Genomic DNA, 25,620 nt, shown 5'->3' on the forward strand with positions numbered 1-25,620 from the left:
TGCCATGAAGGTGATCCGCACGACTTGCGCCTATTGCGGGGTAGGCTGCGGTGTCACTGCCGAGGTTTCCGGCGATGGTGATCGGGGGGTCGCCATCGTCGGGGATCGGCAACATCCGGCGAACGACGGCCGGCTCTGTTCCAAGGGAACGCACCTTGGCGAGACGGTGGGGCTCGAAGGTCGCCTGCTCAGGCCGATGATCGGCGATAGCGCGGCAAGCTGGGATGATGCCCTCGATCTCGTCGCCGACCGGATGACCGACTGCATCGCCCAACACGGGCCGGACAGCGTCGCCTTCTATGTCTCCGGACAGTTGCTCACCGAGGACTACTACGTCGCCAACAAGCTGATGAAGGGCTTCGTGGGCAGCGGCAATATCGATACCAATTCCCGGCTTTGCATGGCGAGCGCCGTGGCCGCGCACAACCGAGCCTTCGGCGAGGACGTGGTGCCGTGCTCCTACGAGGATCTCGACGCGACCGACCTTATCCTGCTGGTCGGCTCGAACACTGCCTGGTGCCACCCGGTCGTGTGGCAGCGCATCGAGAAGACCCGCGAGCGGCGCGGGACCAAGATCGTGGTCATCGATCCGCGCCGGACCGAAACGGCCGAGCAGGCCGACCTCCACGTGCCGATCGCGCCCGACGGCGATACTGCCCTGTTCAATGCCCTGCTGGCCGAGATGAAGCGGCGCGGCAAGCTCGACCAGACCTTCCTGCGCGAGCGGGTAGAGGCAGACGCGGGATTCTGGAATGGGCTCGACTGCGATCCCGGCGTCACCGCGGGCCTTTTCGCCAAGCTCTGCAATCTCGTCGCCGAGCATCCGCGCATGGTCACCCTGTTCAGCCAGGGAGCGAACCAGTCGGTGGGCGGCACCGACAAGGGCAATGCGATCATCAACTTCCACCTCGCGACAGGCCGGATCAACCGGATCGGCGCGGGGCCGTTCAGCATCACCGGCCAGCCCAATGCGATGGGTGGTCGCGAGGTGGGAGGACTGGCCAATATGCTTGCGTGCCATCTCGGTTTTTCCGAGCAGGAGCGCGATGACGTATCGGCCTACTGGAACGCGCCGAACATCTGCGCCGGTCCCGGCCTCAAGGCGGTCGACATGTTCCGGGCGATCCATCAGGGCAAGATCAGGTTTCTGTGGGTCATGGCGACCAATCCGGCAGTCTCGATGCCCGACAGCCACTTCGTGCGAGAGGCGCTTGCACGTTGTCCGACCGTGGTCGTTTCCGACATCATCGCCGATACTGACACGGCCAGGTTCGCCCATGTTCGCCTGCCTGCGCACGGCTGGGGCGAAAAGGACGGCACCGTCACCAATTCCGAACGCCGCGTCAGCCGCCAGCGCGCGCTGTTTCCTGCGCCGGGAGAGACCCGCGCCGACTGGAAGATCATGACCGATGTCGCCGCGCGGATGGGCTGGGGCGAAAGCTTCGCCTGGGACAAGCCCGCAGAGATCTTTCGCGAATACGCCTTGATGACGGCGCTGGCCAAGGCGCGCGGCAAGGTTCTCGACCTCACTCCGCACGCCAGGGTTAGCGACGAAGAATACGAAGCGATGGAGCCGTTCCAGTGGGGCGGCGAGCGGCCAATGGCCTGGCGCTTTCCTACCGCCAGCGGCAGGGCGCGGCTTGTATCCGTGCGGCCGCCGGTACCGGTGACAAGCGCCGGGTTCCCGCTGCGTCTCAATACGGCGCGCTATCGCGACCAATGGCACACGATGACGCGCACCGGCCTGTCGCCCACGCTCTCGCAGCACCGGCCCGAGCCTCTGCTGGAAGTGCATCCTGCCGATGCCGAAGCGCTCGATCTCGTCGATGGCGGCCTCGGCCGCGTCGAGACGGCGAGCGGATCGGCGGTCTATCGGATTCAGGTGTCGACAGGGCAGCGACGGGGGGAAGTCTGCGTGCCGATGCACTGGACCGACGCCATGGCCGGGGAAGGGCGCTCCAACCGTTTGCCCTCACAGGCGGTGGATCCCGTCTCCGGCCAACCCGGTTTCAAGAACGGCGCCGCGCGTGTGGTTGCCCTTTCGCCCGAGTGGCGGGCCTTCGTCGTGCGCGGTGACGTCATCGCGCCCGAGGGCCTGCTGTACTGGACCCGTTCGCGCATCAAGGCGGGCTGGCTCTATGAACTCGCGGGCGAGGGGGCAATCGACATCGGCGCGTTGCTGCCCGACGGCGAACGGCTGGAAGTCGCCGACATTGCGCGCGGCATGCGCCGCATCGCGGTGCGCGGGGAAGGGGGCTCGCTCGTTGCCGCAGCCTACCTCACCCGCTCGGGCGAACTTCCCGCGCGCGGATGGGTGGCCGAGCAGTTGGGCCTCGACGAGGCGAGCACGGCCGAGCTGCTCGCCGGACGCCCCAGTGCGCCCTTGCCCGATCGCGGTGCCATCGTCTGCGTCTGCCACGGCGTGGGCGAAAGGGACATCGAACTGGCGGTCAGCGAGGGTGCGGCAACGGTAGCCGAAGTGGGGGGCTGCACCCGTGCCGGCACCAATTGCGGATCGTGCCGTCCGGCTATCGCCCGATTGCTGGAAACCTGTTCGACGCTTGAAAGGGAAGCTGCAGAATGACCGATGTGTTCAAGGGGGACTTCCCGGCGGGATCGGTATGGCTGGTCGGTGCCGGCCCCGGCGATGCCGAATTGCTGACGCGCAAGGCCGAACGCCTGATCGGCGAGGCCAGCGTGGTCTTTTACGACGCGCTGGTCGGCCCCGAAATCCTCGAAATGGCTGCGCGTTCGGCGCGCCTCGTGCATGTCGGCAAGCGGTCCGGCCGCCATTCGAAGGATCAGGAGACGATCGACAAGCTGATCGTCGAAGCTGCGCTGCAGGGTGAAAAAGTCGTGCGTCTCAAGGGCGGCGATCCGGCGATCTTCGGTCGCGCCACCGAAGAACTCGACGCCTGCCGCGAGGCCGGGGTGACCGTGCGGATCTGCCCGGGCGTCACCGCGGCAAGCGCGGCGGCGGCAAGCCTTGGCGCTTCGCTGACCTTGCGCGGCCTCGCCCGCAAGCTGACGTTCGTGACCGCCCATGCCCGCGCCGGCGAGGAGCTCCAGCTCGACTGGTCGCGCCTTGCCGATCCCGAAGCGACACTGGCCGTTTACATGGGCAAGGCCGCAGCCCCGCAAGTCTCTGCCCGCCTGATCGAGGCCGGCCTACCCGCCGATACGCCGGTCGCGCTGGTGGAAAGTGCCAGCCTGCCGCAGGAGCGCCATTTCCACACCCGCCTCGACCTGCTCCCCCTCGCGGTCCGTACCGCGCTGGGCGACGGGCCCGCGCTGCTGCTGATCGGTCAGGCGATGGCCCGCCCGGAAGGCGTGGATGCCGCCGTTTCGGTACCGGAAGCCAAGGCGGCGATCTGAAGTCCGCTCAGTTAGCGGCATCCCCATGCAGACGGGGCGCCCCTGATGTCGCGCAAGCTGCGCGCTAGTCCTTCCACCCGTTCGCCTTGGCGGCTTTCTCCTGCTCGGCGTCGAGCGGGGCGCCCTTGGCCATTTCCTGCGCGGCGGCCATGAGTTCGGAATTGGCCGAGCCAGCCTGCCGGTATTGCGTGCCCTGCCGCGTCCCGCCGTTGATCGTGCGCTCGAGGACCCAGCCGCGATCGTCCTTGCAGGCTATCCCCGAGGTTCCGCCGGACGCGAAGACGCGGCAGTAGTCGCCGTCGCGGCGCTGAAAGCTCGTCAGGATCTGCAGCGATTCCTCCTCGCTGGCGGCAGCCAGTTGCCTGTCCAGCCCGCGTGCCAGCGTGCCCGAGGCCACAAGCGTGCCGTCGCGATCGGAGACCGAGCCCTTGAGCGTCAACTGGGTTCCCATGAACACGCCCAGCGCCAGCGATGCGGCAATGGCGACGCCCGTGCCCCAGCGCTGCATGAAGGGGCGCGCCCTGGCCGTTTCCCTGGCATCCTGTGCGGCCTTCTTCGCCTTTTCGGCGCGGGCAGCGGCAAGGCTTACGACCTTGCGTTCCTCGGCCTGCTTGTCCTCTTCGGCCGCGGCCGCGATCATCGCCTTCCAGGCATCGGGCACGGGTTCCTCGGCGACGGGATCGAGATGGCCGCGCAGGGCTGCCCGCAGCTTGCGTTCGGCATCGAGGCGCAAGGCGAGGTCGGGATCGGATGCGACAGCAGCTTCGATCCGGGCGGCGTCGACCGGCGAAAGCTCGCCATCGGCATAGGCCATCAGCTCTTCGTCGGTCACCTTCATGCCGCTTCTCCCAATTCGCGCAAAAGGGCTTCGCGCCCGCGTCCCAGCCGCGAGGTCAGCGTCCCTTGAGGGATGCCGAGGATGTCCGCGGCTTCCTTGTAGCCAAAGCCTTCGACCATCACGAGAACGACCGCCTCGCGCTGATCTTCGGGCAGGCGCTGCAGGGCCCGCTCGACATTGCCGAGTTCCACGCGGTTCTCTGCGTCCCTGTCGCCGGCTACGCCCACATTCATGCCTTCGTCCTCATGGGCGAACGTCTGCGACCTGCGCGTTCTTGCCCTGACTTCGTCTATCCATTGGTTCCGCATGATCCTGTATACCCAAGCATCGAGCCGCGTGCCTTCCTGCCACTGCTGGCGGGCCTTGAGCGCCCGTTCGATCGTCTGTTGGCACAAGTCGTCGGCATCGGCACTGTCCTGCGTCAAACCGCGCGCAAACCGCCGCAATCGCGGCAGCAGCGCAGTGAGTTCCTCGCAGAAGCGTGTCATGCTCATCGAATTGCCTTGCCTGGGGATGAAACGGATGGACGGGAACGTTTCATCCCTGAGTGCTATCTTTTTTGTTATCGGACAAGACCATGATGACCCGGAACCTCAAACGATGCGCCCTTGTCTCGGCCGTGCTCCTGCTGATCGCAGGCCCGGCGCGTGCGCAACTGGGGCTGCCATTGCCCGGCGATCCGCTGGGTACACTGGGTCAGGTGACGCAGGATCTGGGCGACAGGGCCCGCGATGCGCTGGATCCGGTGCGCGATGTGGTGCGCAGTGCCCGCAGTCTTGCGCGGGAGCGGGTGCAGCGCCTGACCCGTTTTGCCCGCAACAACTCCGACACGGTGGAACTCGACGATACCGGTGCACCCGCGCGGCGCGGGGAGGTGCTGCTCGTCGATCCGGGCGACAGAGACATCGCACTCGTCGGGAGCGAGGGTTATGGCGTGATCGAGCAGGGTACGATCGAGGGGCTCGACTTGGCCTATGCACGGCTGTCGGTGCCCGAAGGTCGAGCGCTGGACAAGGCGATCCGGTCCTTGCGCAAGCTGCTTCCCGGGCGCGAGATCACTGCTGACCAGATACATTTTCCCTCCAACAGCGCGTCGAGCGTGGTAGGATCGTCCGCAGCGGGTGCAGGTTTGCCTCGCGGTGGTACCGTTGGCGTGATCGACGGCGGAATCGCCGGTTCCGACCGATTGGCCGGCCAGCGCGGATTTGCCGAAGGAGCGCCCAGGGCCAGCGAGCATGCTTCGGCGATTGCCTCGCTCCTCGCCGGGGCCGGGACGGCAAGGCTCTACGGCGCGGATGTCTATGGGGCCGATCCGGCCGGCGGAAATGCACTGGCGATCGCCAAGGCGATCGGCTGGATGCGTCAGAACGCAGTGCCGGTGGTCTCGATCAGTCTGGTCGGTCCGAAGAATGCGCTGCTCGCCAGGGCGATTGCCGCCGCGCGGGCGCACGGGATGGTCGTGGTCGCTGCCGTGGGCAATGACGGCGCCGCGGCGCCGCCGGCCTACCCGGCGAGTTACCCGGGTGTCATTGCCGTAACTGGGGTCGACGGCAAGGGACGGGTCCTGATCGAAGCGGGCAAGGCGCTGCATCTCGATTATGCGGCCCCGGGTGCCGACATGTCCGCGCTCGTGCCCGGCAAGGGACGCATGGCGCTGCGTGGCACGTCGTTTGCAGCGCCGCTGGCCGCGGCCCGGATCGCGGCCCGCTATCCGCGTCTCGGTAGCTCTGTATCGGCGTTGAAAATCGTTGATTCAGAAGCGGTCGATGGATCGATCCGGACTGGCCGCGGGGTGCTCTGCGGCACCTGCCGCAAGGGCGCCTGAGCAAGAGAATCGAAAAAACTTCCAAAAAAATCGACCCGGCGCGGATGAAAGGCAAAGGGCCATCCGTTCCTTCCACCAGAGACCCCCGAGGCAAGGTTCACGCCAAAGGGAAGGACAGCAAAGGAAGGAGCAAGATCATGAAGAAGCTCACACTGGGAACTGCAATTGCCACTCTCGCAATCGTCACCCTGCCAGGCGCTGCCAATGCGCAGCTGCTTGGCGGTGGCGGTCTTGGCGGCGGCCTCGGCGGCTCGATCGGCGGCACCCTTGGCGGAAGCGTCGGTTCGGTCGGCGGCACTGTTGGCGGTGCCGGTAGCGCCATGGGCGACATCGGGGTTTCGCGCGCCGGTCGGGCCGTGACCTCGACCGTCAACGGCTCGGGCGAGGCGTCGGCCACCAAGTCGGTCACGGCTCCCGACGTTTCCGCGCCGGACGCTTCCGCGCTGACCGGCAAGGTCACCAACGCCGCCGGCAATGCCCGCGACCGTGCCACCGGCCTCGCCGGAACGGCACACGATAGTGTCGGCAACGCGGTCGGCAGTGCCAAGGGTGCGCTCGGCTCAGCCAGCGGCAGCGCCATGGGTTCGGCCAGCGGTGCGGCTTCGGGCTCTGCCGGTACCTCGGGTGCGGGCGGCTCGGCTTCCGGTTCGGCGAACTCGGCCCTGACCGGCGCTGCGGACCTGCCCGTCGGCTCGGCGCCGTCGGCTTCGCAGTTGACCGATACCGCCGGCAACGCGGTCGGCGCCGTCCGCGATCGCGCCTCTGCACTGGGTTCGAAGGTCCGTGACGCTGCCGGTCATGCTGCCGGCACGGCTGCGAACACCCAGGCAAGCGGTAACGGCAGCGGTTCGGCCAATGCCTCGGCCGGAAATGCCAACGCCAGCGCTTCGGGTTCGGGCAGCGGCTCGGCCTCGAAGCAGGGTGGCAGCGGTTCGGCCAGCGTGGGCGTGAACGTCAGCACCAATGACGGCGCCTGATCCGAAACGGGCCTGAAACCCGTCCCCCCGCTCTTTCAGGTCCCGCGACCCAGTGTCCTGACGGTCAATCAGACCGCGGGGCGCTGGGTCGCCCGATTCTGCAAGGTGGCCGCTACCGCTTCTGGAGATAGACGAGGATCGGGTAGTTCGGCACCGCGACGGTGATGTTGTGTCCGCCCCGAACCTTGAGCTTCGCGGTGGCATCTTCCAGCGGATCGAAAGCCACGGCCTTGATCTTCCCGTTGTCGAACCATGAGACCAGTTCGACCTGTTTCATGGGCGTCTGGGCCGGACCCGCGTAGTTCCGGTCCCATCGCCAGAACGGGGAACGGCTCCACAGCGCGACGATCAGGCTGCCATCTTCGCGCTGGAGCGGGAGGATGCCGATCGATCCGTCTGCCGTCTTCAGCCTGGCACCGATCGGGCCTTCGACCTTGTCGGAGCGGGTCCTGGCCAGAAACGAAGTCAGGCTATGCAGCGCTTTCGCCGCGGCCTTGGGCCGATGTTCGAAAGTGAAGAGGCCGAAGTGGAATTCCGGCTCGGTTCCCTTGGGATCGCGTTTCTCGTCCAGCAATTCATAGACGTAGCTGCGCCCGATGCCGCTCTCCGCACCCTCGAAGTAGGCGGTGAGGACCAGCTTGGCCTGGGCGACTTCGTCGATGCCGAGCTGCGTGTAATTGGCCCAGTACGGCTTGCCCTCGGGCCAGCCTTCGGGAAGCGTGAAGTTGCCGAATTCGGTATTGGCGCGCGGGGCCCTTGCCGCAGAGCCGGTGAACTTGGCGAAGGCCTCGCGAAGGGCGGGCCCCGGCTGCTGCGCATTGTTGCTGTAGGCATGGACGTTCGCCCAGTCCGCCATTCCCGACAGGTCCGAAACGGCTTCCCCGCCCGTGAAGTAGAGGACCGGAAGATGCGCAAGGCCGGCATGTGCCTTGACCTTGGCATAGAGATCGCGCTGCGCGGCCCGCCCCGCCTCGTCTTTGTGGAGGCCGCGATAGCTGACGGGCCAGTTGTTGATCTCGTTGAAGCCCTCGATACTGACGACCGAGCCGGGGACTTGCGCCATCAGCCTTGCCGCGAAATCGACGTTCCGGTCCATCTGGTCCGCCGTTGCGATCAGGTTGAAGCGCAGGCCCTCGGAGGCGAGCCGGGCATAGTCGGAGAGCGGCACGGTGTCGCCGCCGTCATGGGTGCGCACGTGGACCAGTCCCAGATAGCGCATGTCGTCGCGAACCCGGTCGAGCCGGGCATAGGCGCCGTCGGTGAAGTTGAGGTGGACGTTGACACCCATGGAGTCGACGAATTGCGCTTCCGGAATTGCCCCTTCCGTCACGTCCGCCTGCTTGTGGCTTGCGCCTTCAAGCGCCGGACCGTGGCAGGCAATCACCGCCACCAGTGACAGGATCGTGTATCCGAACGGTCTCATCGCAATGTCGCCGACAGGAGAGGAATGCCAGCGCCTGAAGGCCAGGCGGGCCGCTCCCTGCAGTTTGCATGCTGCATCGGCGACTGCAAGGAGAGCTGCCGCGCAAGAGTATAGAACGACGCGCGATGAACTACTCTTCCGGGTTAAATGCCAATGGACGATACCGGCACCCGCGCATGACCGACTATTGTCAGGGCTTAGGGGAAGTCTCGCGAAGTCACGTCGAAATCCCGAAACGGTCGTCGTGAAGCGATTGGGAAAAGGCATTTGCGGGGAACGATGCGCGAAGCTCTCAAGTCCATTCTCGGTCCGGTATTGAAGCGGGCGACCAGCAAGTACGTCGCGGGCGAAGCCCTTGAGGATGCCGCCGACCTGGCCTTGCGTGCCGGCCGGCAGAACCTTCGCTGCACCTTGTGTTACTGGAACGACGGAACCGAAGATCCCGAAATCGTCGTGCGCGAATATTCGCGGATCCTCTCGCTGATCGGCGAGGGCCGCATCGACGGTGCCCTTGCCGCAAAGCTGCCCGCGCTCAAGGAGCGGGAGGACCTGGTCGAGCAGGTCGTTGCCTTGGCCCGCAAGGTCGATGCGCCGGTCATCTTCGATGCCCACGCGCCGCCGCAGACCGACGATACGCTCAAGACCCTGGAACGCTATCCGCGCGAGGGTGTCGGCCTTGCCATTCCCGGTCGCTGGAAGCGCAGTCTGCGCGATGCCGACCGTGCCATCGAGCTGGGCGTGCGCGTGCGGGTGGTCAAGGGCGAGTGGGTCGATCCGGACCACCCCCATATCGATTTGCGAGAAGGGTACCTCGGCATCATCAGGCGCCTTGCCGGGAAGGCCGCTTTCGTGGGGGTCGCCACGCACGACGCACCGCTGGCGCGCGAGGCCATGCGCATCCTTGCCGAAGCGGGAACGCCATTCGAACAGGAATTCGTCTATCCGCTGCCGATCGAGGCCGCCCTGCGCGAAGGCGCGTCTTATGGGGCTGGCGCGCGGCTCTACATTCCCTATGGCGAGGCCTGGCTTCCCTATTCGCTCAAGCGGGCGATCAAGAGCCCGAAGACGCTGTACTGGCTGGGTCGTGACCTGATCGGCGGCAGGAACTTCGTGCTGCCGTCGCTGGACCCGGCGCAGATGCCCGCAGCGCCGGTCGCGAACTGACGGCTCAAAGGTCGTGGGCAAGCAAATCCGAACAATCCGAACGGATTAGCGCTGCTGCCCGTTTCCTGCGCGCGACCCATTGTAGCTACCGCCGAATAGGGCATGGGAAGCGCGGCGGCAGCGACTTATCGTTTCGACATCAGGCGCTGTCGGGGTGGGCCCCGGTTGCCTTTCGAAGCGCCCCCACACGCAGCCGGTTCATGAGGATGCAAGCACTGCGCATTGCGATCGTACTGCCAACGCCCGATCGGCCCGCCGGATGGTGTACGCGTCTGGTGGAGCAGATCGAGGCCGAACCGCGGTTGGACCTGCGCGCCTTCATCGCATGCCCTTCACACATGCAGCCATCCTCGGGCAACGCCCTGGTCCGCACATGGTATGCGTTCGAACGCAAGGTCGTGGGCAAGCTGCAGGCTGCGGACCCTCTCGATCGGTCCAACCGGCGCGGCAACTGCCCGACCCTTGCCAATGACGATCACCTGGCGATCGTGGGGATGGACCTTGACGTGATCGTCGATCTGTCCGGGCAGGCCGCCGGCATCTTTCCGGCGGAAGTTGCGCGGTTGGGTATCTGGCACCCCGACTTCCTGCGCCGTCCAGCCGGTAGCACGGCCATCGCCGCAATCGTCGCGCGCGATCCCGTCATAGCGATATCGCTCCTGTGTGGGGCTGCGGACAGGGGCGAAGAGACCACGATCGCGACGGCGCGGCTCAATACCAAGTTCGTGGCTTCGCGCAACGAGGACTTCATGCTCGAAAAGGCGGTGCCGCTGATCGTCAACGCCCTGAAGCGGGCACAGGCATCGCAAGCGGTCGAACTGCCTGCCTTGCCCCGGTCCGCAGAGCCGCGCCAGCCGGGAGGAGCTGGCCTTTGTACCTATCTGGCTCGTCTTGGCGGCGATGGAGCGGCCAAAGTGGTTGAAAAGGTTGGCGAGAAACTGGGCGCACGCCCGGGCATGTTCTTTCTCAAGTCCCATGCCGGGGCATGGTCCGAGTTCGATCCCGCAAGGGCGACAGCGCATGTCTCGGCCAAGAACAGCTATTTCGCCGATCCCTTCCTGTGGGAGCGGGCAGGGGCAATGTACTGCTTCTTCGAGGAGTTCGACTACCGCACCGGCCGCGGGCACATCAGCGTAGGGCGCTTCGAAGACGGGCAGCTTGCCGATATCCGGGTCGCATTGCGCCGGGACTATCACCTGTCGTTTCCCCACCTCTTCGAGCATGAAGGGGAGCTCTACATGATGCCCGAATGCTGCGAGGTCCGGCGGCTGGAAGTCTGGAAGTGCCGCGAGTTTCCGTATGACTGGGCACTGCATGCCACCGCGTTGGAGGGTGTCGTCGCCGCGGATTCGACGTTGAACCTGATCGACGGGACCTGGTGGCTGTTCACCAATATCTCCGATGACGCCTTTCTCGACATGAACACCCAGTTGCACATCTTCAGGACCGATGGGCCCGATCTTGCGCGGTTGGAGCCCCACGCCCTCAACCCCGTCGTTGTCGACGCGCGTGAGGCGCGCAACGCCGGGCGTATCCTGAAACTCGACGGCAGGCTCTATCGCCCCGCACAGGACAATTCGCATGGCACTTACGGCTACGGCGTGCGGCTGATGGAGATCGCGCACCTGTCTCTCGACGATTACCGGGAGGAATTGGCCTTCTCGATCGAGCCGGATTTCGAACCCGGCATCACGGGCTGCCACCATTTGGACGTTCGGGCCGGGCGTGTGGTGATGGATGTTCGCAAGCGAGTGGGCGGCTTTGCGGGCCGTGCAACTGGACGCAAGGCGCCAGGGTCCGCGCCGGCCATGGCGCCTTTGGCTACCGGTCTGCGCTCGGCCCGGACCCGGCATCTCAAGGGGAGCGAGTGACCCGATGACTTCGATAGACCAAATTGTCGTCATCAACGACTTCGCTTCCGCATCGCGCGGGGGAGCCACCGTGATCGCGCTGCAGGCGGTCAGGCTCTATCGCCGGCTGGGGTATCCGGTCACCTATATCTGCGGTGATGCGCCGACGACCAAGTTGGACGACATGGGCGTGACGCAAGTTACGCTCGGCTCGGATGCGCTGCTCGAGTTGCCGGCGCGCCATGCGCTGATGCAGGGGCTGCACAATCCCGCAGCCGAGAGTCTCGTCGCCGACTGGATCCGCGACAACGACACGCGCGGCACGGTCTACCATCTGCACAACTGGTCGCAGATCCTCTCGCCCTCGATCTTCCGGGCACTGCGCGAGGTCGAGGACCGGTTGATCGTGACCTGTCACGACTTCTTCAACATCTGTCCGAACGGCGGTTTTTCCCATTTCCCGAGCGCAATGCCATGTCAGCACCGCTCGCTTTCGGCGCGATGCCTGGTGAGCCAGTGCGACCGGATCAGCACCGCGCGCAAGTATTGGCGCGCATTGCGGCACATGCGGTTGAACAGTGTCGCGCGCTTTGCGGAAAATCGCGCGACATTCACTTTCCTGCACGACCGGATGCTGGAAAAGTTCGCAAACAGCGGATTTCGGGCCAAAAACCTCGTTGCGATACCCAACCCTGTGGAAGCGTGGACCGACGAACGGGTTGAGGCGGAGCGCAACGAGGGTTTCCTCTTCGTCGGCCGGCTGGGGCACGACAAGGGCGCCGACCTCGCGATCAAGGCGGCGGGCGCGGCCGGGCAGAAGATCACCCTGATCGGCAGCGGCAAGCTGGGAACGCTGGAGGCGCGCAAGAACAGGGATGCGCGCGTCATCGGCTGGCAGGATCGGGAAGGCATCGCGGAGATTGCCAGGCATTGCCGCGCGATCATCGTTCCGAGCCGGGTGACCGAACCCTTCGGGCTCGTCATTCTCGAAGCTGCGATGAGCGGGCTCCCGGTCATTCTTGCTTCGCATGCCTACCTTGCCGACGATGCGGTTCGGCTGGGCTTCGCCAAGACGTTCAACATCGATCGTTTCGACCAGTTGGCGAGTCTGATGGGCCAGTTGGCGGCCGACGACGATCAGGTCGGGCAGATGAGCCGGGCCGGCTTCGCCGGTGGCCATGCACTTTGCCACACGCCGGACACCTGGATCGGCGCATTCATCGATATCTTCGAGGAAAAGCTGCACAGTTCCGGACGCGCGCGCGAGCCGGCATTGCGGCGGTCCTATGCCTGAACGCGCGGTTCGCGGCGAGCCGTCCTCAAGCGTCCGGAACGCTGTTTCCGGGCCCGCCCTGCAATCGTCTGTCGACCTGAGGATCGCTATAAAAACCAATATAATTCAATGATATCCTGATCTCTTTGCCCCTTTGGGCTAGGGTTCTGCTCCTTCGGTCTAACCACAGTGCGTGATTCCTGCCTCAGACCGAACATGCCAATATGATTCGTGAATTGGATGCGATTTTCGATCCCCAAGTTCGACTTTGGCTGCGGGCATCGTCTCCGTTTTATCTTATTCCAGTTTGGTGAAAGCATGACCGATAGCGCCGAAAAAGTCACATTATCTCTGCCAGTATTTAATGGCTCTGACTACATAGCGGACGCTATAGAATCTATTCTCGGTCAGACGCTCACCGATTTCAGGCTGTACGTTACAGACAACGCCTCCCAAGACGACACGCCTGAGATCGTCTCGTCCTATGCCCGCAAGGACAGTCGCGTCGTTCTGGTGAGGAATAAGGAAAACATCGGTGCTGCCGCCAACTACAACCTGGGTTTCACCTATCGGGCCGGGAAGTACTTCAAGTGGTGCGCGCACGATGACCGCCTGAGCCCCAACTATCTCGAAGCCTGCGTGGATGCGCTCGAAGCGCGCCCTGACGTCGGATTGGCTTACGGCAGAACCCTGCAGATCAGCCCCAAGGACGAGATCTTCGAGATACCCGAGTACGAAACGCCCTCGATCGACAATGACGATCCGGCACTGCGCTTCAGGCAGACGATTGCCCTGTCGAAGACCTGCTTCCCGATCTTCGGCGTGTTCCGGCCCGAGCTGCTGGAGCGCTCGATGCTACATCGTTCCTACTACGGTTCGGACCGCGCGCTGCTGGCCGAAATGGCGATCCTCGGCAAGTTCCTGCTGGTCGAGGACGCGGTATTCTACAACCGCGAACACGAAGAGCGCTCGATCAACATCGACGACAAGCTGCAGCGCAGCTTCTGGCAGACCGGACGCAAGAGCCGCAGCGCCGCTGCAGAGCACATCCAGCTGGCGTCCCATCTGTTCCGCATCGCATCGCGGCACGGCGACGTCGTTGCGCCCTACCGGCTTTGGGCGGGGCTGATCCGCCGGAGCCTGACGCCGGTGGAACTCGGGCGCTATTCGCTCGAACTGGCGGGCATGATCTCGCCGAAGACGGCCGCGTTCCTCAAGCGCAATTTTGCCGGGCAGATCGGTCCCCGCCAGCTCAAACAGGTGGTGTTCAAATGACTATGCATGACTTCTCCAAGGTGAGAGTGGGCATCCTGGCCGGCGGCCTGGGTTCGCGTCTGTCGGAAGAAACCGAAACCCGGCCCAAGCCGATGGTCGAAATCGGCGGCATGCCGATGCTCTGGCACATCATGATGATCTACAGCCACTACGGCTTCAACGACTTCAGCGTCGCGCTGGGCTACAAGGGCGAGTTCATCAAGCGCTGGTTCCACGAGCATTTCTCGGTTTCCGGTTCGGTCTCACTGAGCACGCGGACCGGCGAACTGGTGCGCCATTCGCCCGATTGCGCGCCCAACTGGAACGTCGACCTCGTCGAGACCGGGATGAAGGCCGGTACCGGCGGACGCATCAAGAAGCTGGCGCCCTGGCTGGGCGACAACACGATGATGGTCACCTGGGGCGACGGCGTGGCCGACATCGACATTCCCAAGCTGCTGGCGTTCCACAAGTCGCACGGCAAGCTGGCCACGCTCACCGCGGTTCGCCCGCCGGCGCGCTATGGCCACCTCGAATTCGACGGCGACAGGATCACCTGCTTTGCCGAGAAGCCGCAACTTGGCGAAGGCTGGATCAACGGCGCGTTCTTCGTACTGGAACCGGGCGTGATGGACTACATCGACGGCGAGGAGGAGATGTTCGAGCAGAGCCCGCTCTCCCGCCTGGCGCAGGACGGCCAGCTCATGGCCTACCGCCATACCTCGTTCTGGCAGTGCATGGATACCATGCGCGAGAAGCAGATTCTCAACGATTACTGGATGTCGGGCCAGGCGCCCTGGAAACTCTGGAGGGATACCGTTCATGAAAGTCCTGCTGACTGGGCATCTGGGGTACATCGGGACAGTGCTGGCACCCCGCTTGTTAGAGCGAGCGCATGAGGTAGTCGGTCTCGACAGCGATCTTTTTGCCGAATGCACCTTTGCCGGTGCGATTGCGGACATTGCCTCGATCGGGCAGGACGTTCGCAGCTTCGTTCTTGAACCCGATGCGATAGACCGCCTGCGTGGCTTCGATGCGGTCATCCACCTCGCCGGACTTTCGAACGATCCTCTGGGCGACTATCGCCCCGGACTGACGCAGGAAATCAACACCGGGGCATCGGTCGACCTCGCCCGGCTTGCCAAGGCCGCCGGGATCCCGCGCTTCGTCTATGCCTCATCCTGTTCCAACTACGGAGCCTCGGACGACAACTTCATCACCGAGGACGGTGCGCTCAATCCGGTGACGCCCTACGGGGTATCGAAAGTGGAGTCCGAGAAGGGCATCGTCGCGCTGGCGGACGAAACCTTCAGCCCCACGTTCCTGCGCGCCTCGACGGCCTATGGCCTCTCGCCCAGACTGCGTTTCGACCTCGTGGTCAACAACCTGACCGCATGGGCGACGACGACCGGCGACGTCCACCTCAAGAGCGACGGATCGCCCTGGCGGCCCATCGTTCATGTCGAGGATATCGCGCTCGCCTACATCGCCTCGGTCGAAGCCCCCCGCGAAGACGTCCACTGCGAGGTCTTCAACGTCGGGCAGACCAGCGAGAACTACCAGATCCGCGAAATCGCCGAGATCGTGCGCGACATCGTACCCGGATCGAAGATCGCCTTCGCCGACGATGCCAGCCCGGACCTGCGCAATTATCGCGTGGACTGCAATTACATCGCCCGGCGCCTCCATGCCTTCAAGCCGCAATGGACCTGCCGGCGCGGCGTCGAGCAACTGTTTGCGGCCTTCACGTCCAGCGGGTTGACCGTCGAGCAGTTCGAAGGGCCGCGCTTCAAGCGCATCGCCCATATCCAGCAGCGCATCCGCGAGGGATCGCTGAACGAAGACCTGTTCCCGGTCCGACAGTTTGCCGTAGCCTGAGGGGGACTACATGAACCAGATTCTCCTGCATCAACCCGGCGTTGCATCGCAGACCGAAACCGCCTGCCGCTGCTGCGGCGGCCAGTCGCTCCATCCGTTCCTCGACCTCGGTTTCATGCCGCTGGCCGACCGGCTGATCCGGCCCGAGGATGGCGATACGCCCGAGCTGACGTTCCCGCTGGTGGTTGCGTTCTGCCCGGACTGCGCGCTGGTGCAGATCCTGGAGACGGTCGCGCCCGAAATCCTCTTCGCGGACGCTTATCCCTACTACTCCTCGTTCTCGCCGGCGCTGCTGGAGCATTCGCGCGCCAACGTCCTGCAACGGCTTGCCGAGCGGGAACTTGGTTCTTCGAGCCTCGTCGTGGAGCTGGCGAGCAACGATGGCTACCTGCTCAAGAACTACGTCGAGCATGGCGTGCCGGTCTGCGGCATCGACCCGGCCGACGGTCCAGCCGCCGCCGCCCGCAAGGTGGGCGTACCCACGCTATGCGATTTCTTCACCGAAGAATTCGCCAGCAAGTTCGTGGGCGAGCACGGCAGGGCGGACATCGTCCATGCCAACAACGTGCTGGCCCACGTGGCCGACACCAACGGCTTTGTCGCCGGCATCCGTAACCTGCTCAAGCCCGATGGCGTGGCCGTGATCGAAATGCCGTACCTCCTGCGGCTGATCGAGCATGTGGAGTTCGACACGATCTACCACGAGCACCTCTGCTACTTCTCGGTCACGGCGCTGGACAACCTGTTCCGGCGGCACGGGCTGTTCCTTAACCGGGTCGAGGAACTGGAGATCCACGGCGGCTCGCTGCGCATCTTCGTCGAGCCCTTCGAGGCCACTGGCGAGAGCGTCGAGACGCTCATGGCGCATGAAAAGGCCATTGGTCTCGATACGCTGGACTTCTTCGCGGAGTTCTCGGCGCGGGTCGATACGCTCAAGGAAAAGCTGCTTGCCCTCATCTATACGCTGAAGAGCGAAGGGCACTCGATCGCGGCCTACGGTGCGGCGGCCAAGGGCGCGACGATGCTGAACTACTGCGGTCTCAATACCCGGCAACTGGATTTCGTTGTGGACCGCAACGTCAACAAACAGGGCATGCTGATGCCCGGCGCCCACCTGCCGATCCTGCCGCCCGAGGAACTTGTCGCCCGCAAGCCCGACTTCGTGCTGATGCTGGCCTGGAACTTCGCGGACGAAATCCTCGCCCAGCAGCAGGAATACCGCGATGCCGGCGGCCGCTTCATCATCCCCGTACCCGAACCGAGGATTGTCGAATGAACCTGGTCGATCCTGCCCTTTCCGCGCAGACGCAAGGCGCGTTGGCGCACGGCGGCGCGCCGGTCGCCTGTCCCAATTGCGGGGCGGCTCGGACGCAGCTGTTCTACAAGGTGGAGAATGTCCCGACCAACTCCTGCATCCTCTTTGCGACGCGGGAGGAAGCCCTTGGCTGCCTTCGCGGCGAAGTCGCGCTGCATTTCTGCAGTGACTGCGGGTTCATATTCAACGCGAGCTTCGACCAGTTCCTCACCGAATACTCGGGCCGCTACGAAGAGACGCAAGGGTTCTCGCCCACTTTCTCGCGCTTCCACCGCAACCTTGCCGCGGAACTGATCGAGCGCCATGGCTTGCGCGGGCGCGAGGTCATGGAGATCGGCTGCGGCAAGGGCGAATTCCTCGTCCTGCTCTCGCAACTGGGCGAAAATACCGGCGTCGGCGTCGATCCCGGTGCGCTTCCGGAACGGCTCGAAGGCGTCGAAGGCGCAGAGCGGGTGACCCTGATCCCGGAATATTTCCGGCCCGATCACTGCGCCAGCGAGCCGGACTTCCTGTGCTGCAAGATGACCCTTGAGCACATTCCGGATACGGCCAGCTTCATCTCGACGATCCGCGCCGGACTGACGGAGGACAAAGGCACCGTTGTCTTCTTCCAGGTGCCCGAGACCTACCGCATCCTGCAGCATTGCGCGTTCGAGGACATCTATCACGAGCATTGCTCGTATTTCACCGAGACTTCGCTGCGCCGTCTGTTCGAGGATTGCGATTTCGCGGTTTCGCGCACGGCGATCGAATACGACGACCAGTACCTGACGATCGAGGCCACGGCTTCGGGCAAGCAGGAAAGCGATGACGGCTCATCGCTGGCCGAACTGGCGCAGCTCGTGGCCAGTTTCCCCGAGCGGGTGGCGGCACACAAGGCGCACTGGCGCGATACGGTCAAGGCTGCCGCGGCTCAAGGCAAGTCGGTCGTGCTGTGGGGCTCGGGCTCCAAGGCGGTGTCGTTCCTGACCTCGCTCGATCTCGACGAGGAAGTGACCTGCGTCACCGACATCAATCCCAACCGTCACGGCCACTTCATGCCCGGCACCGGCCATCCCATCGTCGCGCCGGAGGAACTGGCCGAGATCAAGCCGGGCCTGATCGTGATCATGAACAGGATCTACAAGGACGAAATCGAGGACTACGTCAGCAGCCTCGGCATTTCCTGCGAGGTGACCTTCCTCTGATATCTGTATTCGAGGCGTGATATGACGCGCTTCCGGTTCAAATTGTGGAACGTGATATTATGAAGACTTCAATTACAACGGCTTCCGATCGCGGGTACTTGCCTGCGGCATGTTGCCAATTGAAGTCTGTCGTGGACCACCTGCCGCCCGGAAGCCAGGTCGATCTCAACCTCGTATGCTGTGACGTCGACGAGGCGGAGCTTGAAGCCGCCCGCAAGTTTTTCGCGGCGAGGCAGATGACGGTGCGGATCTTTGCCTCGAAAGAAGTCGAAGAGGCGATCCGACCGATCAATACCCGCTGGCCGCGCGCAGCCTATCTGCGCCTCTATTTCGACAGGATCTTCGGTCCGGAGGTCGAGCGGCTGATCTATTTCGATGCCGACACGCGGATCATGACTTCGCTCGCTCCGCTGCTTTCGCTCGACCTGAAGGGCAAGATCGCAGGGGCGGTGCACGACTTCGTCTATTACCTGACCGGCAATATCCGGCGACGCCGCAAAGACCTGTTTCTTGCCGAGGATGCCCCTTACCTGCAGTCCGGCGTCATGGTCTTCGACTGGCCGCGCGTGTTGTCCAAAGGGGTTCTGGACCGTGCGCGCCAGTTTCTGGTCGACCATCCCGAAAGCTGTCAGGAAGCGCCGGATCAGGATGCGCTCAACGTGGCTCTGGAAGACAAGTGGCTGCCGCTCGATCCGCGCTGGAACCTGCATGAAACCTATCTCGAGTTCGGCGGGGCGCTGAAGCCGAAACTGGAACACTACACGTCGACCAAGCCATGGTCGAAGCGGCGTCCGCCGCGTTGGCGGGATGCGGCGGATTGGTACCGCAGCGAGCTGGCCGATACGGTCTGGGCCGGTTTCATCCCCGAGCAGTCGGCCATCGACCGGCTCAACGCGCGGCTGGATCTCTTCAAGTTCCGATACAATCCGAAGATCCGCGATGCGCTGGCCGCGCACGCGCCTTTCGTCCTCGATGCCATGCATGTTGCGCGAGAACGCAACGACGAGGAGGAACTGCCGTGGGCACCGCGCAACGGCAAGGACGTGGAGGACATGGCCATGGCACTGCTGGCCGAGGCGAAGGGCGAACGCGCGGAGATCCGTCCGCCCGAAGCGGTACTCGACGGCTATGGCAGTGGTTCGCCGATCGGCCTGAGCGGTTTCCACACCCGGGCCAAGGCGCCGAGATCGTCCGGCGCGGCCTATTCGCGCTGATCGGGCCTGACGGCTAGAAGAGCATTTCGGCCCAGCGCGAGAGCGGGGGCGGTCCCTCGATAAGCCACTTGATCGCGACGATGCCGATCGTAGCGGAAACGCCGCTCACAAAAATCGCGAACTTGCCCGGGCGCACCTTCAGCGACCGGTGAACGATGATCTGGAAAGCGATCGCTATGATCCAGAAGGCGGCGATCTGCAGCCGGCTTTCGATATGGCGCAGGTGCATGCGTGTGAACATCCCCGCGATCAGGAAGCCGAACGAGGAGGCGAGGAGGAGGCAGAAGTAGTTGGCTCGAGTCAGACTTTGCAAGGTTGCCTCAATCATCCACGGATCGCGCGCAGTGGCGCACCGCACCTGAATTCGTCATGTACACCGGCAGCGCTGTTTTCTCAGGGGACGACCGGGCCGGAATTCGGCTGCGCGGCGGGCATCTGCCAGACCGCAGCGCCCGAGCGCCGGGCGAGCTGGACGATCTCGCGCACCGGGCCGTCCGGGCGGCCCATCATCAGCCAGCTGGCCCCGACTGCAACGACATAGACCGCGCCGCCGGTGCACACTTCGATGGCCAGCTGGACGAGATTGCTGGCTTGAAGCGGAGACAGTGCGCCATGCACGAAGTAGGTGCCCACGGCCATCGCCGCGAGACCGACGAGCGTGACCGTATGGGAGGCGGCCTGCGCGGCGACGGTTACTCCGGTCAGCATCCGGGCGACGATCAGTTCGAAGACCATCGAAATGAATTCACACACGCATCGCCCCAGCGCCGCGCCGATCATGCCGCCAAGCAGGAAGCCGATCACTACCAGCGGGACCTTGAGCACCAGCACGAGGGCCTGCTGCACGAAGAGGATCTTGGTCCTGCCGAGCGCCATGGCCACCGGCTGCAATCCGGTGCTGAACAGGCTGATGGTATAGAAGACCGCACTGATCTGGACGAACGGTACCGCCGCGATCCATTGCGGCCCCAGCGCTACCTTGACGGCCGGTTCGGCGACGAGGGCAAGGCCGATGCCAAGCGGTGCGGTAATCATGGCCAGTGTCGACTGGGCCCGCAGGCAGGCGTTGCGCAGGCGGTTGAGGTCTCCGTTGAGATTGGCGAGGCCGGGAAACAGCGCCATGCGGATCGGCTGCACCATCTCGCGCGAGGGCACGACGGCAAGGCTGTCGGCCATGGCGTAGATGCCCAGTTGCGCCCGCGGGACCAGTGCACCCATGATCAGCTGGTCGACCCGCCAGTTGAGCGTCTCGCAAAGCTGCTTGAAGAACATCCAGCCCGAGAACGACCAGATCTCCCGCAGATGGACCAGCGAAAAGCGCGGGCGATAAGGTACGAGCATGTAAGTCAGTGCCGTCGCGACGAGGGCGCCGATGGCGTTCCCGGCGATGATCGCCCAGTAGGACCGGAGCATGATGGCAAGGGCAATGGCCACGCCCAGGCTCATGAGCTTGAGGCTGAGCTGCGAAATGGCGAGGGGCCAGAAGCGCATTTCCTTGGTGACGACTGTCACCATCGGGTTCTGCAGGCCCATCAGGGCGCCGGTCAGTCCAGAGACCAGCAGCACGGGGATCAGGCCCGGAACCGAATAGACGAGCGATAGCGGCCAGGCGAGCAGCACGAAGAAGACGCACAGGGCAAGTGACCGCAGCAGCGCCATGGTCCATGCCGTGTCGACATGGCTTGCGTCGATCTTGTCCTTGCGGATCAACGCATTCGACAGGGACAGTTCGGTGCAGGACTGGACGACGCTGAGGATCGAACTGGCAATGGCGACGATACCGAAGTCTTCCGGCGTCAGCAGATGCGCCAGCACGACAAGGGCGAGTGCGCCCAGCAGGTTGCCGGTCAGGCGCGCGCTACCGAGCGAAAAGACCCCGTGCATCATACCGAGCCTGAGGTTCATGGTCCTATCCCCACGGCCGGGCTTGGGGGTGCCCGGTGTGAAAGTGGTTCTGGTCCCGCCGCGATCACACAGGCCGTCAAAGCGAGACGATCTTGCGCGGATCCAGCCTGCCGCGCAGGAAATCGGTAATCGCCAGCAGGTTGCCCAGCAACCGGCCGCGCCGGTCGATGTGCGGTTCGGGAGAGATGCTGCGGACCAGGTTCGCGGAGACGTTCTTCAGCAGCTGGCGCCAGCCGATGTCGGGCTGCATCGTTCCCTTGCGATAGAGGTAGATCACGTTGGCGACCTGCGAATAGCCCAGCCGCTTGCCCGGCTGACGTCCACCGCGGTCGCCCAGATGGATGCCGGTAATCTCCGGGCCGGAAATCAGCTTGCCGCGCTTGCTGAGTTGATAGGTGAGGTCGACGTCTTCCAGCCAGCCGTAAAGCGGCAGGTTCTCGTCGAAGCGCAGATCGCCCAGCACGTCGAGGCGCATCACCATGTTGCAGCCATAAAGCGCCTGGCGGGGGACATGCCCGGTTTGTGCCGGACGCTCGCCGTCGACTTCAAGGCGGCGCACCGCCACGTCGAAGGGAATGGGTTCATGCGAGACGCCGTCGTCAACCAGAATCCCGGTCAGCCCCGCGATTTCCGGGTCGGCCAGCAGAAGGGCCTCGGTCGCCTCGAGATAGTCGTTGGCCGGGACGAAATCGTCATCGAAGAAGACGACCACATCCGACTCGTCCTTGACCATCTCGATCCCTGAATTGCGCTGGCAACATGTGCCGCGTGGACCGACAATCACGCGCGTATTGGCGGCCACATCGTCAAGGCCGGCAATGTCGGCGGGACAGGTCCCGATCACGATAGTGCCGTCCGCGGGACGGGTCTGGTGTTCGAGGTGCCGCAGCAGCTTGCGCACGGAATCGGGTCGGCCGTAAGTGGCGATGATGACATGAATCCGAATTGGCTGGCTGCAATTCTCTCTGGCTATTTTCAGGTTGGCAGCTGTCATAAACCTTCGTCACCATTACAATTTATGTGGATCGGGCGGCTTCCGGAAACCTTGGGGCCGGGCACTTTACGTCTGCACAGTTCCGATCTTCGTTCGCCTATTGTCCGATAAACTCTCGCCGATTTCAGGTACTTGATCGACCTCGTAATCGCGGTAACCCGCCTTAGTCACCGCCCCGGTGGGCCCGGAGGAGGGTGAATAATTCGGCCTACCCCGAAATCGGCCGGTGGAAATGGATGTCGTACTCATCGACAGCGCTCCTATCCGGCCCGTTCCGGCAGGGTGACGCCGGAAATCAGCCGGGCTGCGGCGCGGCGCGGCACCGTCCGGTAGTGGCCGAGGGGTAGGCACTCGGCGAGGCCCACCAGCGCCCGCGTGCCCTGCCGCAGCGTGGCGGCCATGCTGCGCGCCTGGCATATCGAACCCTCGCACAGGTCGACCCGGTGGTCGGCGAAGTGGAGCTTGAAGTCTTCGTCGCCCTTGCCGAAGTCGATCAGGGTCACGCCCTGTTCGTTGGCGGTCATCGCGCACTGGTTGATGAGGTTGATCCCCGGGCCCAGCTTGTAAAGCGCCAGGTCGTAGGATGGGAACCACCAGTGCAGCACGCCTTTCGCGCGCATGCCGAAGTGGGCGGCGATCAGGCGATCGCCCGCGTGCAAGGTGCTCATGACGCCGGCGAAGTCGGGCTCGTCGATGGCCCTCAGCCGATCGAGGACTTCGCCAACCCAGCCGCTACCCAGCATCGCCCTCAGGCCCATGCGGGCGTACTGGGCGTTCTTCATTTCTACGTGCCGCTCGTGCACGGTTTCGGAGGGATCGTGGAAGGCGAAGCGCAGCGGGCCGATCTCGGTTTCCGTCTTGCGCTGCCGACGGCGGACTTCGCGCTGCGCCTTGGTCCAGCGCGAATCCTTGCGCGCGATATAGGCCTCGTAGCCGTTCGAGAGATCCATGCAGGGTGAGTAGGAGAAGGTATGCGCACCCTCGGCCAGCGTCGAGAAGGCCGTCGGCAGGTGATTGTAGTCGTAGGCGGAGAGGCCCGCAGCGCGCAGCAGGGCCGGGCCGGAGACGGCTGTCCCGGGCGCAAGGATCGGGCCGTGATAGTCGTTGATGTGCCCGCCGATCGGCTTGGCGACGTCGCCGCGTGTCAGGTGGAACGGGAAGAAGCCCACGACATCGCCGCCCCGTTCCAGAACCGCGACGCGTGCATCCGGTCGCGCCGCAGCCACGGCCAGGGTGAACTGGGGGCGATAGAATGGGCTTTGGTAAAGCGCACCGGCGTCGCACAGCCGGCTCCAGCGAGCGAGAAGATCGCGATCGAGTTGCGAGGGGGGGAGAACTCTTGCTTTCATGCTGCAGCCTCCCGGACGGGGCAGGGGAGCCGGTCCCTGCGGTGGCGTAGTGGCAGGTATCGGGTCATGCCTGATCCATTGCCGTGCGCTTGCGCGCTACGGTCCTTGTCCTTGATGTGCCGTGGACGGGGTCGTGGTTCGCTTGCGCTGCCTCGCGGCCCGGCCGCAGGGCGAGGGCCGCTCCCGACAGGATCGAGAAGATCGCGACCGGATTGGCCAGCGGAGAGGCGATGGCTGCCGGGATCAGGCTGAATACGGCCGCGCTGGCGAAGGCGCCGCCCAGCGTTTGCGATGAATCGGCGCCGATGCCCCAACTCGATCGGCGCGAGGGCTGGAAGATCGTCAGCAGGTACATCACGAAGGAGACGCTGCCGATGACCCCCATCGCGCCGATGATCGCGGTCAGCATGCTGGATGAGCGGAAGCTGCCCGGGCCGATGCCAAGACCATAGGAATCGATCAGGCCGTGGATACCCTGCATGGCCCAGAACAGGCGCTGCTGGCCGGAATCGGTCGAGGATTTCGCGACCGTCATTTCCAGCACGAGGTTTCCTATCGCCGTTGCCACTTCAGGGATCGACGCCATGAGGATCGCGACCATGAACACGATCATGAAACCGACGAGGGCAAGGCGCTGGATCTTCCCCTGCGGCGCGAGAGTGGGAAAGGCGAGGGCGCGGGCGAGGAAGATCAGGGCATAGCCGGCCAGCGCGACATAGGCGGTCGACGAGGTGCTGATGACCAGCATGACGGTCAGGATGGTGGCCAGCAGGCCCGTCTGCCGGGGGCGGATCGAGCGGTACCAAAGCTCGGCATTGACCACGAGGGCAATGAAGCACGACCCGGCGTAGGACGAGGCTTCGGGCAGAAGGCCGCGTATGCGCACGAAACCGTCCACCTCGACGTTCATCTGAACGTAGTCGCCGTTGCGGAAGATCGCGAGAACGTCCTCCAGCGGCGTTCCGCGCGCGACGAGATCGAGCAGTCCGGTAATGATGAAGAACCAGCCGCTCCAGATCGCGGTATCGATGAGGACCTTCTTCGATCCGCGCGCCTGGCAGAAGATGTAGGCGGCAACGGCCAGCAGCAGCGTTCCGACAAGATAAGTGGCCGCCGTCAGGTTCTGCGAGGTCGGGCCGAGGGGAATGACATCGAACAGTCCCGAACCCGGTATCGGGCGCATCGGATAGACTGCGATCGCGCCGCCGAACAGGCGTGGCCCGATGTATGAATTGGCGATGCCGTAGAAGCAGAACAGCACCAGCCAGGCGTTCGCCCGAACGGCATCGGGAAAGTAGCCGTAGAGGCCGCCCTTGGGTGCGAAAATGCGCAAGTAGACGAAGAGCAGGGCGAACTGGACGGGCGGGATCGAGGACCCTCCGAGCGAGGGCAGCAGGATCGCCGCCGATCCGTCGAACAGGCCGCTGACAATAAGGAAGATGAAGGCGCTGCCGGGGCCGCCGAAGAGCACGATCGCTGCGCCGACCACTATCTGGATCAATCCGATGAAGGTGAGTTCCAAAGATAGTTCCCCATGATCCCGCGCGGTTCAGCGGCCGAGCGACTGGCCCGAAGCCTGTTTGGGCATCGACGGGCGCGCTGCTCTCCATGCCTTGGCCCAGCCGATCATGTTCAGGAACCTAGCACCGCGAACGCGCGCGCCGCCAATGCGCATCCGGGTTAGCCCTGCCGACGATCCGGCTTTTTTGGACGGTGAGCAGGTCTCGGCTAACAGCGCCCGCGAGGGCCTTTTCAAGCCGGGAAGCGCTCTGAAAAAGCGGACTAATCCTTATCAGCAA

At 64.3% G+C, this 25,620-nt stretch carries 21 protein-coding genes; 13 read left to right on the forward strand and 8 right to left on the reverse strand.

The window, feature by feature from the left end; all coding sequences use genetic code 11:
* Positions 1 to 4: 4 nt before the first annotated feature.
* Together B5483_RS10355 and cobA are read left to right on the forward strand one after the other, a co-directional pair.
* Positions 5 to 2,584: a nitrate reductase gene (locus B5483_RS10355; RefSeq protein WP_079730245.1), complete on the forward strand. Its 2,580-nt coding sequence runs from the start codon at positions 5 to 7 to the stop codon at positions 2,582 to 2,584.
* Positions 2,581 to 3,375 (forward strand): uroporphyrinogen-III C-methyltransferase, encoded by a 795-nt coding sequence (gene cobA, locus B5483_RS10360; RefSeq protein WP_079730246.1) that lies wholly within the window; start codon positions 2,581 to 2,583, stop codon positions 3,373 to 3,375. Before B5483_RS10355 ends, cobA begins: the two co-directional genes overlap by 4 nt.
* A 64-nt stretch (positions 3,376 to 3,439) precedes the next feature.
* Here the strand turns inward: cobA and B5483_RS10365 are convergent, their stop codons facing one another.
* On the reverse strand, positions 3,440 to 4,213 hold the full coding sequence (locus tag B5483_RS10365) for an anti-sigma factor family protein (protein ID WP_079730247.1): 774 nt from the start codon (positions 4,211 to 4,213) through the stop codon (positions 3,440 to 3,442).
* Positions 4,210 to 4,707: an RNA polymerase sigma factor gene (locus B5483_RS10370; RefSeq protein ID WP_079730248.1), complete on the reverse strand. Its 498-nt coding sequence runs from the start codon at positions 4,705 to 4,707 to the stop codon at positions 4,210 to 4,212. Before B5483_RS10370 ends, B5483_RS10365 begins: the two co-directional genes overlap by 4 nt.
* 83 nt (positions 4,708 to 4,790) lie before the next feature.
* Between B5483_RS10370 and B5483_RS10375 the strand changes: the two genes are divergently transcribed.
* Together B5483_RS10375 and B5483_RS10380 are read left to right on the forward strand one after the other, a co-directional pair.
* The gene (locus tag B5483_RS10375; protein WP_079730249.1) at positions 4,791 to 6,038 is read left to right on the forward strand and encodes a S8 family serine peptidase; all 1,248 of its coding nucleotides are present in this window, start codon (positions 4,791 to 4,793) and stop codon (positions 6,036 to 6,038) included.
* 137 nt (positions 6,039 to 6,175) lie between these two features.
* Positions 6,176 to 7,015: a hypothetical protein gene (locus B5483_RS10380; protein ID WP_079730250.1), complete on the forward strand. Its 840-nt coding sequence runs from the start codon at positions 6,176 to 6,178 to the stop codon at positions 7,013 to 7,015.
* Between the two features lie 112 nt (positions 7,016 to 7,127).
* Here the strand turns inward: B5483_RS10380 and B5483_RS10385 are convergent, their stop codons facing one another.
* Positions 7,128 to 8,438 carry a calcium-binding protein gene (locus B5483_RS10385; RefSeq protein WP_079730251.1) on the reverse strand — a complete coding sequence of 437 codons (1,311 nt, stop codon included), beginning with the start codon at positions 8,436 to 8,438 and terminating at the stop codon, positions 7,128 to 7,130.
* Between the two features lie 279 nt (positions 8,439 to 8,717).
* Between B5483_RS10385 and B5483_RS10390 the strand changes: the two genes are divergently transcribed.
* The 9 genes from B5483_RS10390 to B5483_RS10430 all read left to right on the forward strand — a co-directional run bounded on the left by B5483_RS10390 (position 8,718) and on the right by B5483_RS10430 (position 19,573).
* Positions 8,718 to 9,602 carry a proline dehydrogenase family protein gene (locus tag B5483_RS10390; RefSeq protein WP_054944360.1) on the forward strand — a complete coding sequence of 295 codons (885 nt, stop codon included), beginning with the start codon at positions 8,718 to 8,720 and terminating at the stop codon, positions 9,600 to 9,602.
* 200 nt (positions 9,603 to 9,802) lie between these two features.
* Positions 9,803 to 11,473, forward strand: coding sequence for a glucosamine inositolphosphorylceramide transferase family protein (locus tag B5483_RS10395; protein ID WP_245828924.1), 1,671 nt, complete (start codon positions 9,803 to 9,805; stop codon positions 11,471 to 11,473).
* 4 nt (positions 11,474 to 11,477) lie between these two features.
* A complete protein-coding gene (locus tag B5483_RS10400; protein WP_079730253.1) occupies positions 11,478 to 12,746 on the forward strand; it encodes a glycosyltransferase family 4 protein in 1,269 nt (422 codons plus the stop codon).
* Between the two features lie 297 nt (positions 12,747 to 13,043).
* On the forward strand, positions 13,044 to 14,000 hold the full coding sequence (locus tag B5483_RS10405) for a glycosyltransferase family 2 protein (RefSeq protein WP_079730382.1): 957 nt from the start codon (positions 13,044 to 13,046) through the stop codon (positions 13,998 to 14,000).
* On the forward strand, positions 13,997 to 14,878 hold the full coding sequence (gene rfbF, locus B5483_RS10410) for a glucose-1-phosphate cytidylyltransferase (RefSeq protein WP_342743664.1): 882 nt from the start codon (positions 13,997 to 13,999) through the stop codon (positions 14,876 to 14,878). The genes B5483_RS10405 and rfbF overlap by 4 nt, the downstream gene beginning before the upstream one ends.
* Positions 14,802 to 15,857, forward strand: coding sequence for an NAD-dependent epimerase/dehydratase family protein (locus B5483_RS10415; RefSeq protein ID WP_054944357.1), 1,056 nt, complete (start codon positions 14,802 to 14,804; stop codon positions 15,855 to 15,857). Before rfbF ends, B5483_RS10415 begins: the two co-directional genes overlap by 77 nt.
* Positions 15,858 to 15,867: 10 nt before the next feature.
* The gene (locus B5483_RS10420; protein WP_079730254.1) at positions 15,868 to 17,133 is read left to right on the forward strand and encodes a class I SAM-dependent methyltransferase; all 1,266 of its coding nucleotides are present in this window, start codon (positions 15,868 to 15,870) and stop codon (positions 17,131 to 17,133) included.
* Entirely contained in the window at positions 17,130 to 18,359 is a 1,230-nt protein-coding gene (locus B5483_RS10425) for a class I SAM-dependent methyltransferase (protein WP_079730255.1), read from the forward strand. Before B5483_RS10420 ends, B5483_RS10425 begins: the two co-directional genes overlap by 4 nt.
* A 59-nt stretch (positions 18,360 to 18,418) precedes the next feature.
* Entirely contained in the window at positions 18,419 to 19,573 is a 1,155-nt protein-coding gene (locus tag B5483_RS10430) for a glycosyltransferase family 8 protein (RefSeq protein ID WP_079730256.1), read from the forward strand.
* 13 nt (positions 19,574 to 19,586) lie between these two features.
* Here B5483_RS10430 and B5483_RS10435 read toward each other — a convergent pair whose 3' ends face one another.
* From B5483_RS10435 to B5483_RS10455, 5 genes are all read right to left on the reverse strand, one after another.
* Entirely contained in the window at positions 19,587 to 19,886 is a 300-nt protein-coding gene (locus B5483_RS10435; RefSeq protein WP_231634381.1) for a hypothetical protein, read from the reverse strand.
* A gap of 80 nt (positions 19,887 to 19,966) precedes the next feature.
* Entirely contained in the window at positions 19,967 to 21,478 is a 1,512-nt protein-coding gene (locus B5483_RS10440) for a lipopolysaccharide biosynthesis protein (RefSeq protein ID WP_054944352.1), read from the reverse strand.
* Positions 21,479 to 21,554: 76 nt separating this feature from the next.
* Positions 21,555 to 22,472 carry a glycosyltransferase family 2 protein gene (locus tag B5483_RS10445; protein WP_054944351.1) on the reverse strand — a complete coding sequence of 306 codons (918 nt, stop codon included), beginning with the start codon at positions 22,470 to 22,472 and terminating at the stop codon, positions 21,555 to 21,557.
* A gap of 260 nt (positions 22,473 to 22,732) precedes the next feature.
* Positions 22,733 to 23,821 (reverse strand): GNAT family N-acetyltransferase, encoded by a 1,089-nt coding sequence (locus B5483_RS10450; protein ID WP_054944350.1) that lies wholly within the window; start codon positions 23,819 to 23,821, stop codon positions 22,733 to 22,735.
* Between the two features lie 64 nt (positions 23,822 to 23,885).
* A complete protein-coding gene (locus B5483_RS10455) occupies positions 23,886 to 25,343 on the reverse strand; it encodes a glycoside hydrolase (RefSeq protein ID WP_054944349.1) in 1,458 nt (485 codons plus the stop codon).
* Positions 25,344 to 25,620 lie beyond the last annotated feature (277 nt).

This window comes from Novosphingobium mathurense (genome assembly GCF_900168325.1).
GTDB lineage: Bacteria > Pseudomonadota > Alphaproteobacteria > Sphingomonadales > Sphingomonadaceae > Novosphingobium > Novosphingobium mathurense.

What these genes read in the sequence shown, in the direction of transcription:
- B5483_RS10390 (WP_054944360.1), top strand. Translation starts at nt 8,718, where the DNA reads ATGCGCGAAGCTCTCAAGTCCATTCTCGGTCCGGTATTGAAGCGGGCG.
- B5483_RS10365 (WP_079730247.1), bottom strand. Translation starts at nt 4,213, where the DNA reads ATGAAGGTGACCGACGAAGAGCTGATGGCCTATGCCGATGGCGAGCTT.
- B5483_RS10420 (WP_079730254.1), top strand. Translation starts at nt 15,868, where the DNA reads ATGAACCAGATTCTCCTGCATCAACCCGGCGTTGCATCGCAGACCGAA.
- B5483_RS10450 (WP_054944350.1), bottom strand. Translation starts at nt 23,821, where the DNA reads ATGAAAGCAAGAGTTCTCCCCCCCTCGCAACTCGATCGCGATCTTCTC.
- B5483_RS10445 (WP_054944351.1), bottom strand. Translation starts at nt 22,472, where the DNA reads ATGACAGCTGCCAACCTGAAAATAGCCAGAGAGAATTGCAGCCAGCCA.
- B5483_RS10355 (WP_079730245.1), top strand. Translation starts at nt 5, where the DNA reads ATGAAGGTGATCCGCACGACTTGCGCCTATTGCGGGGTAGGCTGCGGT.
- B5483_RS10380 (WP_079730250.1), top strand. Translation starts at nt 6,176, where the DNA reads ATGAAGAAGCTCACACTGGGAACTGCAATTGCCACTCTCGCAATCGTC.
- B5483_RS10400 (WP_079730253.1), top strand. Translation starts at nt 11,478, where the DNA reads ATGACTTCGATAGACCAAATTGTCGTCATCAACGACTTCGCTTCCGCA.
- cobA (WP_079730246.1), top strand. Translation starts at nt 2,581, where the DNA reads ATGACCGATGTGTTCAAGGGGGACTTCCCGGCGGGATCGGTATGGCTG.
- B5483_RS10425 (WP_079730255.1), top strand. Translation starts at nt 17,130, where the DNA reads ATGAACCTGGTCGATCCTGCCCTTTCCGCGCAGACGCAAGGCGCGTTG.
- B5483_RS10440 (WP_054944352.1), bottom strand. Translation starts at nt 21,478, where the DNA reads ATGAACCTCAGGCTCGGTATGATGCACGGGGTCTTTTCGCTCGGTAGC.
- B5483_RS10375 (WP_079730249.1), top strand. Translation starts at nt 4,791, where the DNA reads ATGATGACCCGGAACCTCAAACGATGCGCCCTTGTCTCGGCCGTGCTC.
- B5483_RS10415 (WP_054944357.1), top strand. Translation starts at nt 14,802, where the DNA reads ATGAAAGTCCTGCTGACTGGGCATCTGGGGTACATCGGGACAGTGCTG.
- B5483_RS10405 (WP_079730382.1), top strand. Translation starts at nt 13,044, where the DNA reads ATGACCGATAGCGCCGAAAAAGTCACATTATCTCTGCCAGTATTTAAT.
- B5483_RS10395 (WP_245828924.1), top strand. Translation starts at nt 9,803, where the DNA reads ATGAGGATGCAAGCACTGCGCATTGCGATCGTACTGCCAACGCCCGAT.
- B5483_RS10385 (WP_079730251.1), bottom strand. Translation starts at nt 8,438, where the DNA reads ATGAGACCGTTCGGATACACGATCCTGTCACTGGTGGCGGTGATTGCC.
- rfbF (WP_342743664.1), top strand. Translation starts at nt 13,997, where the DNA reads ATGACTATGCATGACTTCTCCAAGGTGAGAGTGGGCATCCTGGCCGGC.
- B5483_RS10370 (WP_079730248.1), bottom strand. Translation starts at nt 4,707, where the DNA reads ATGAGCATGACACGCTTCTGCGAGGAACTCACTGCGCTGCTGCCGCGA.
- B5483_RS10430 (WP_079730256.1), top strand. Translation starts at nt 18,419, where the DNA reads ATGAAGACTTCAATTACAACGGCTTCCGATCGCGGGTACTTGCCTGCG.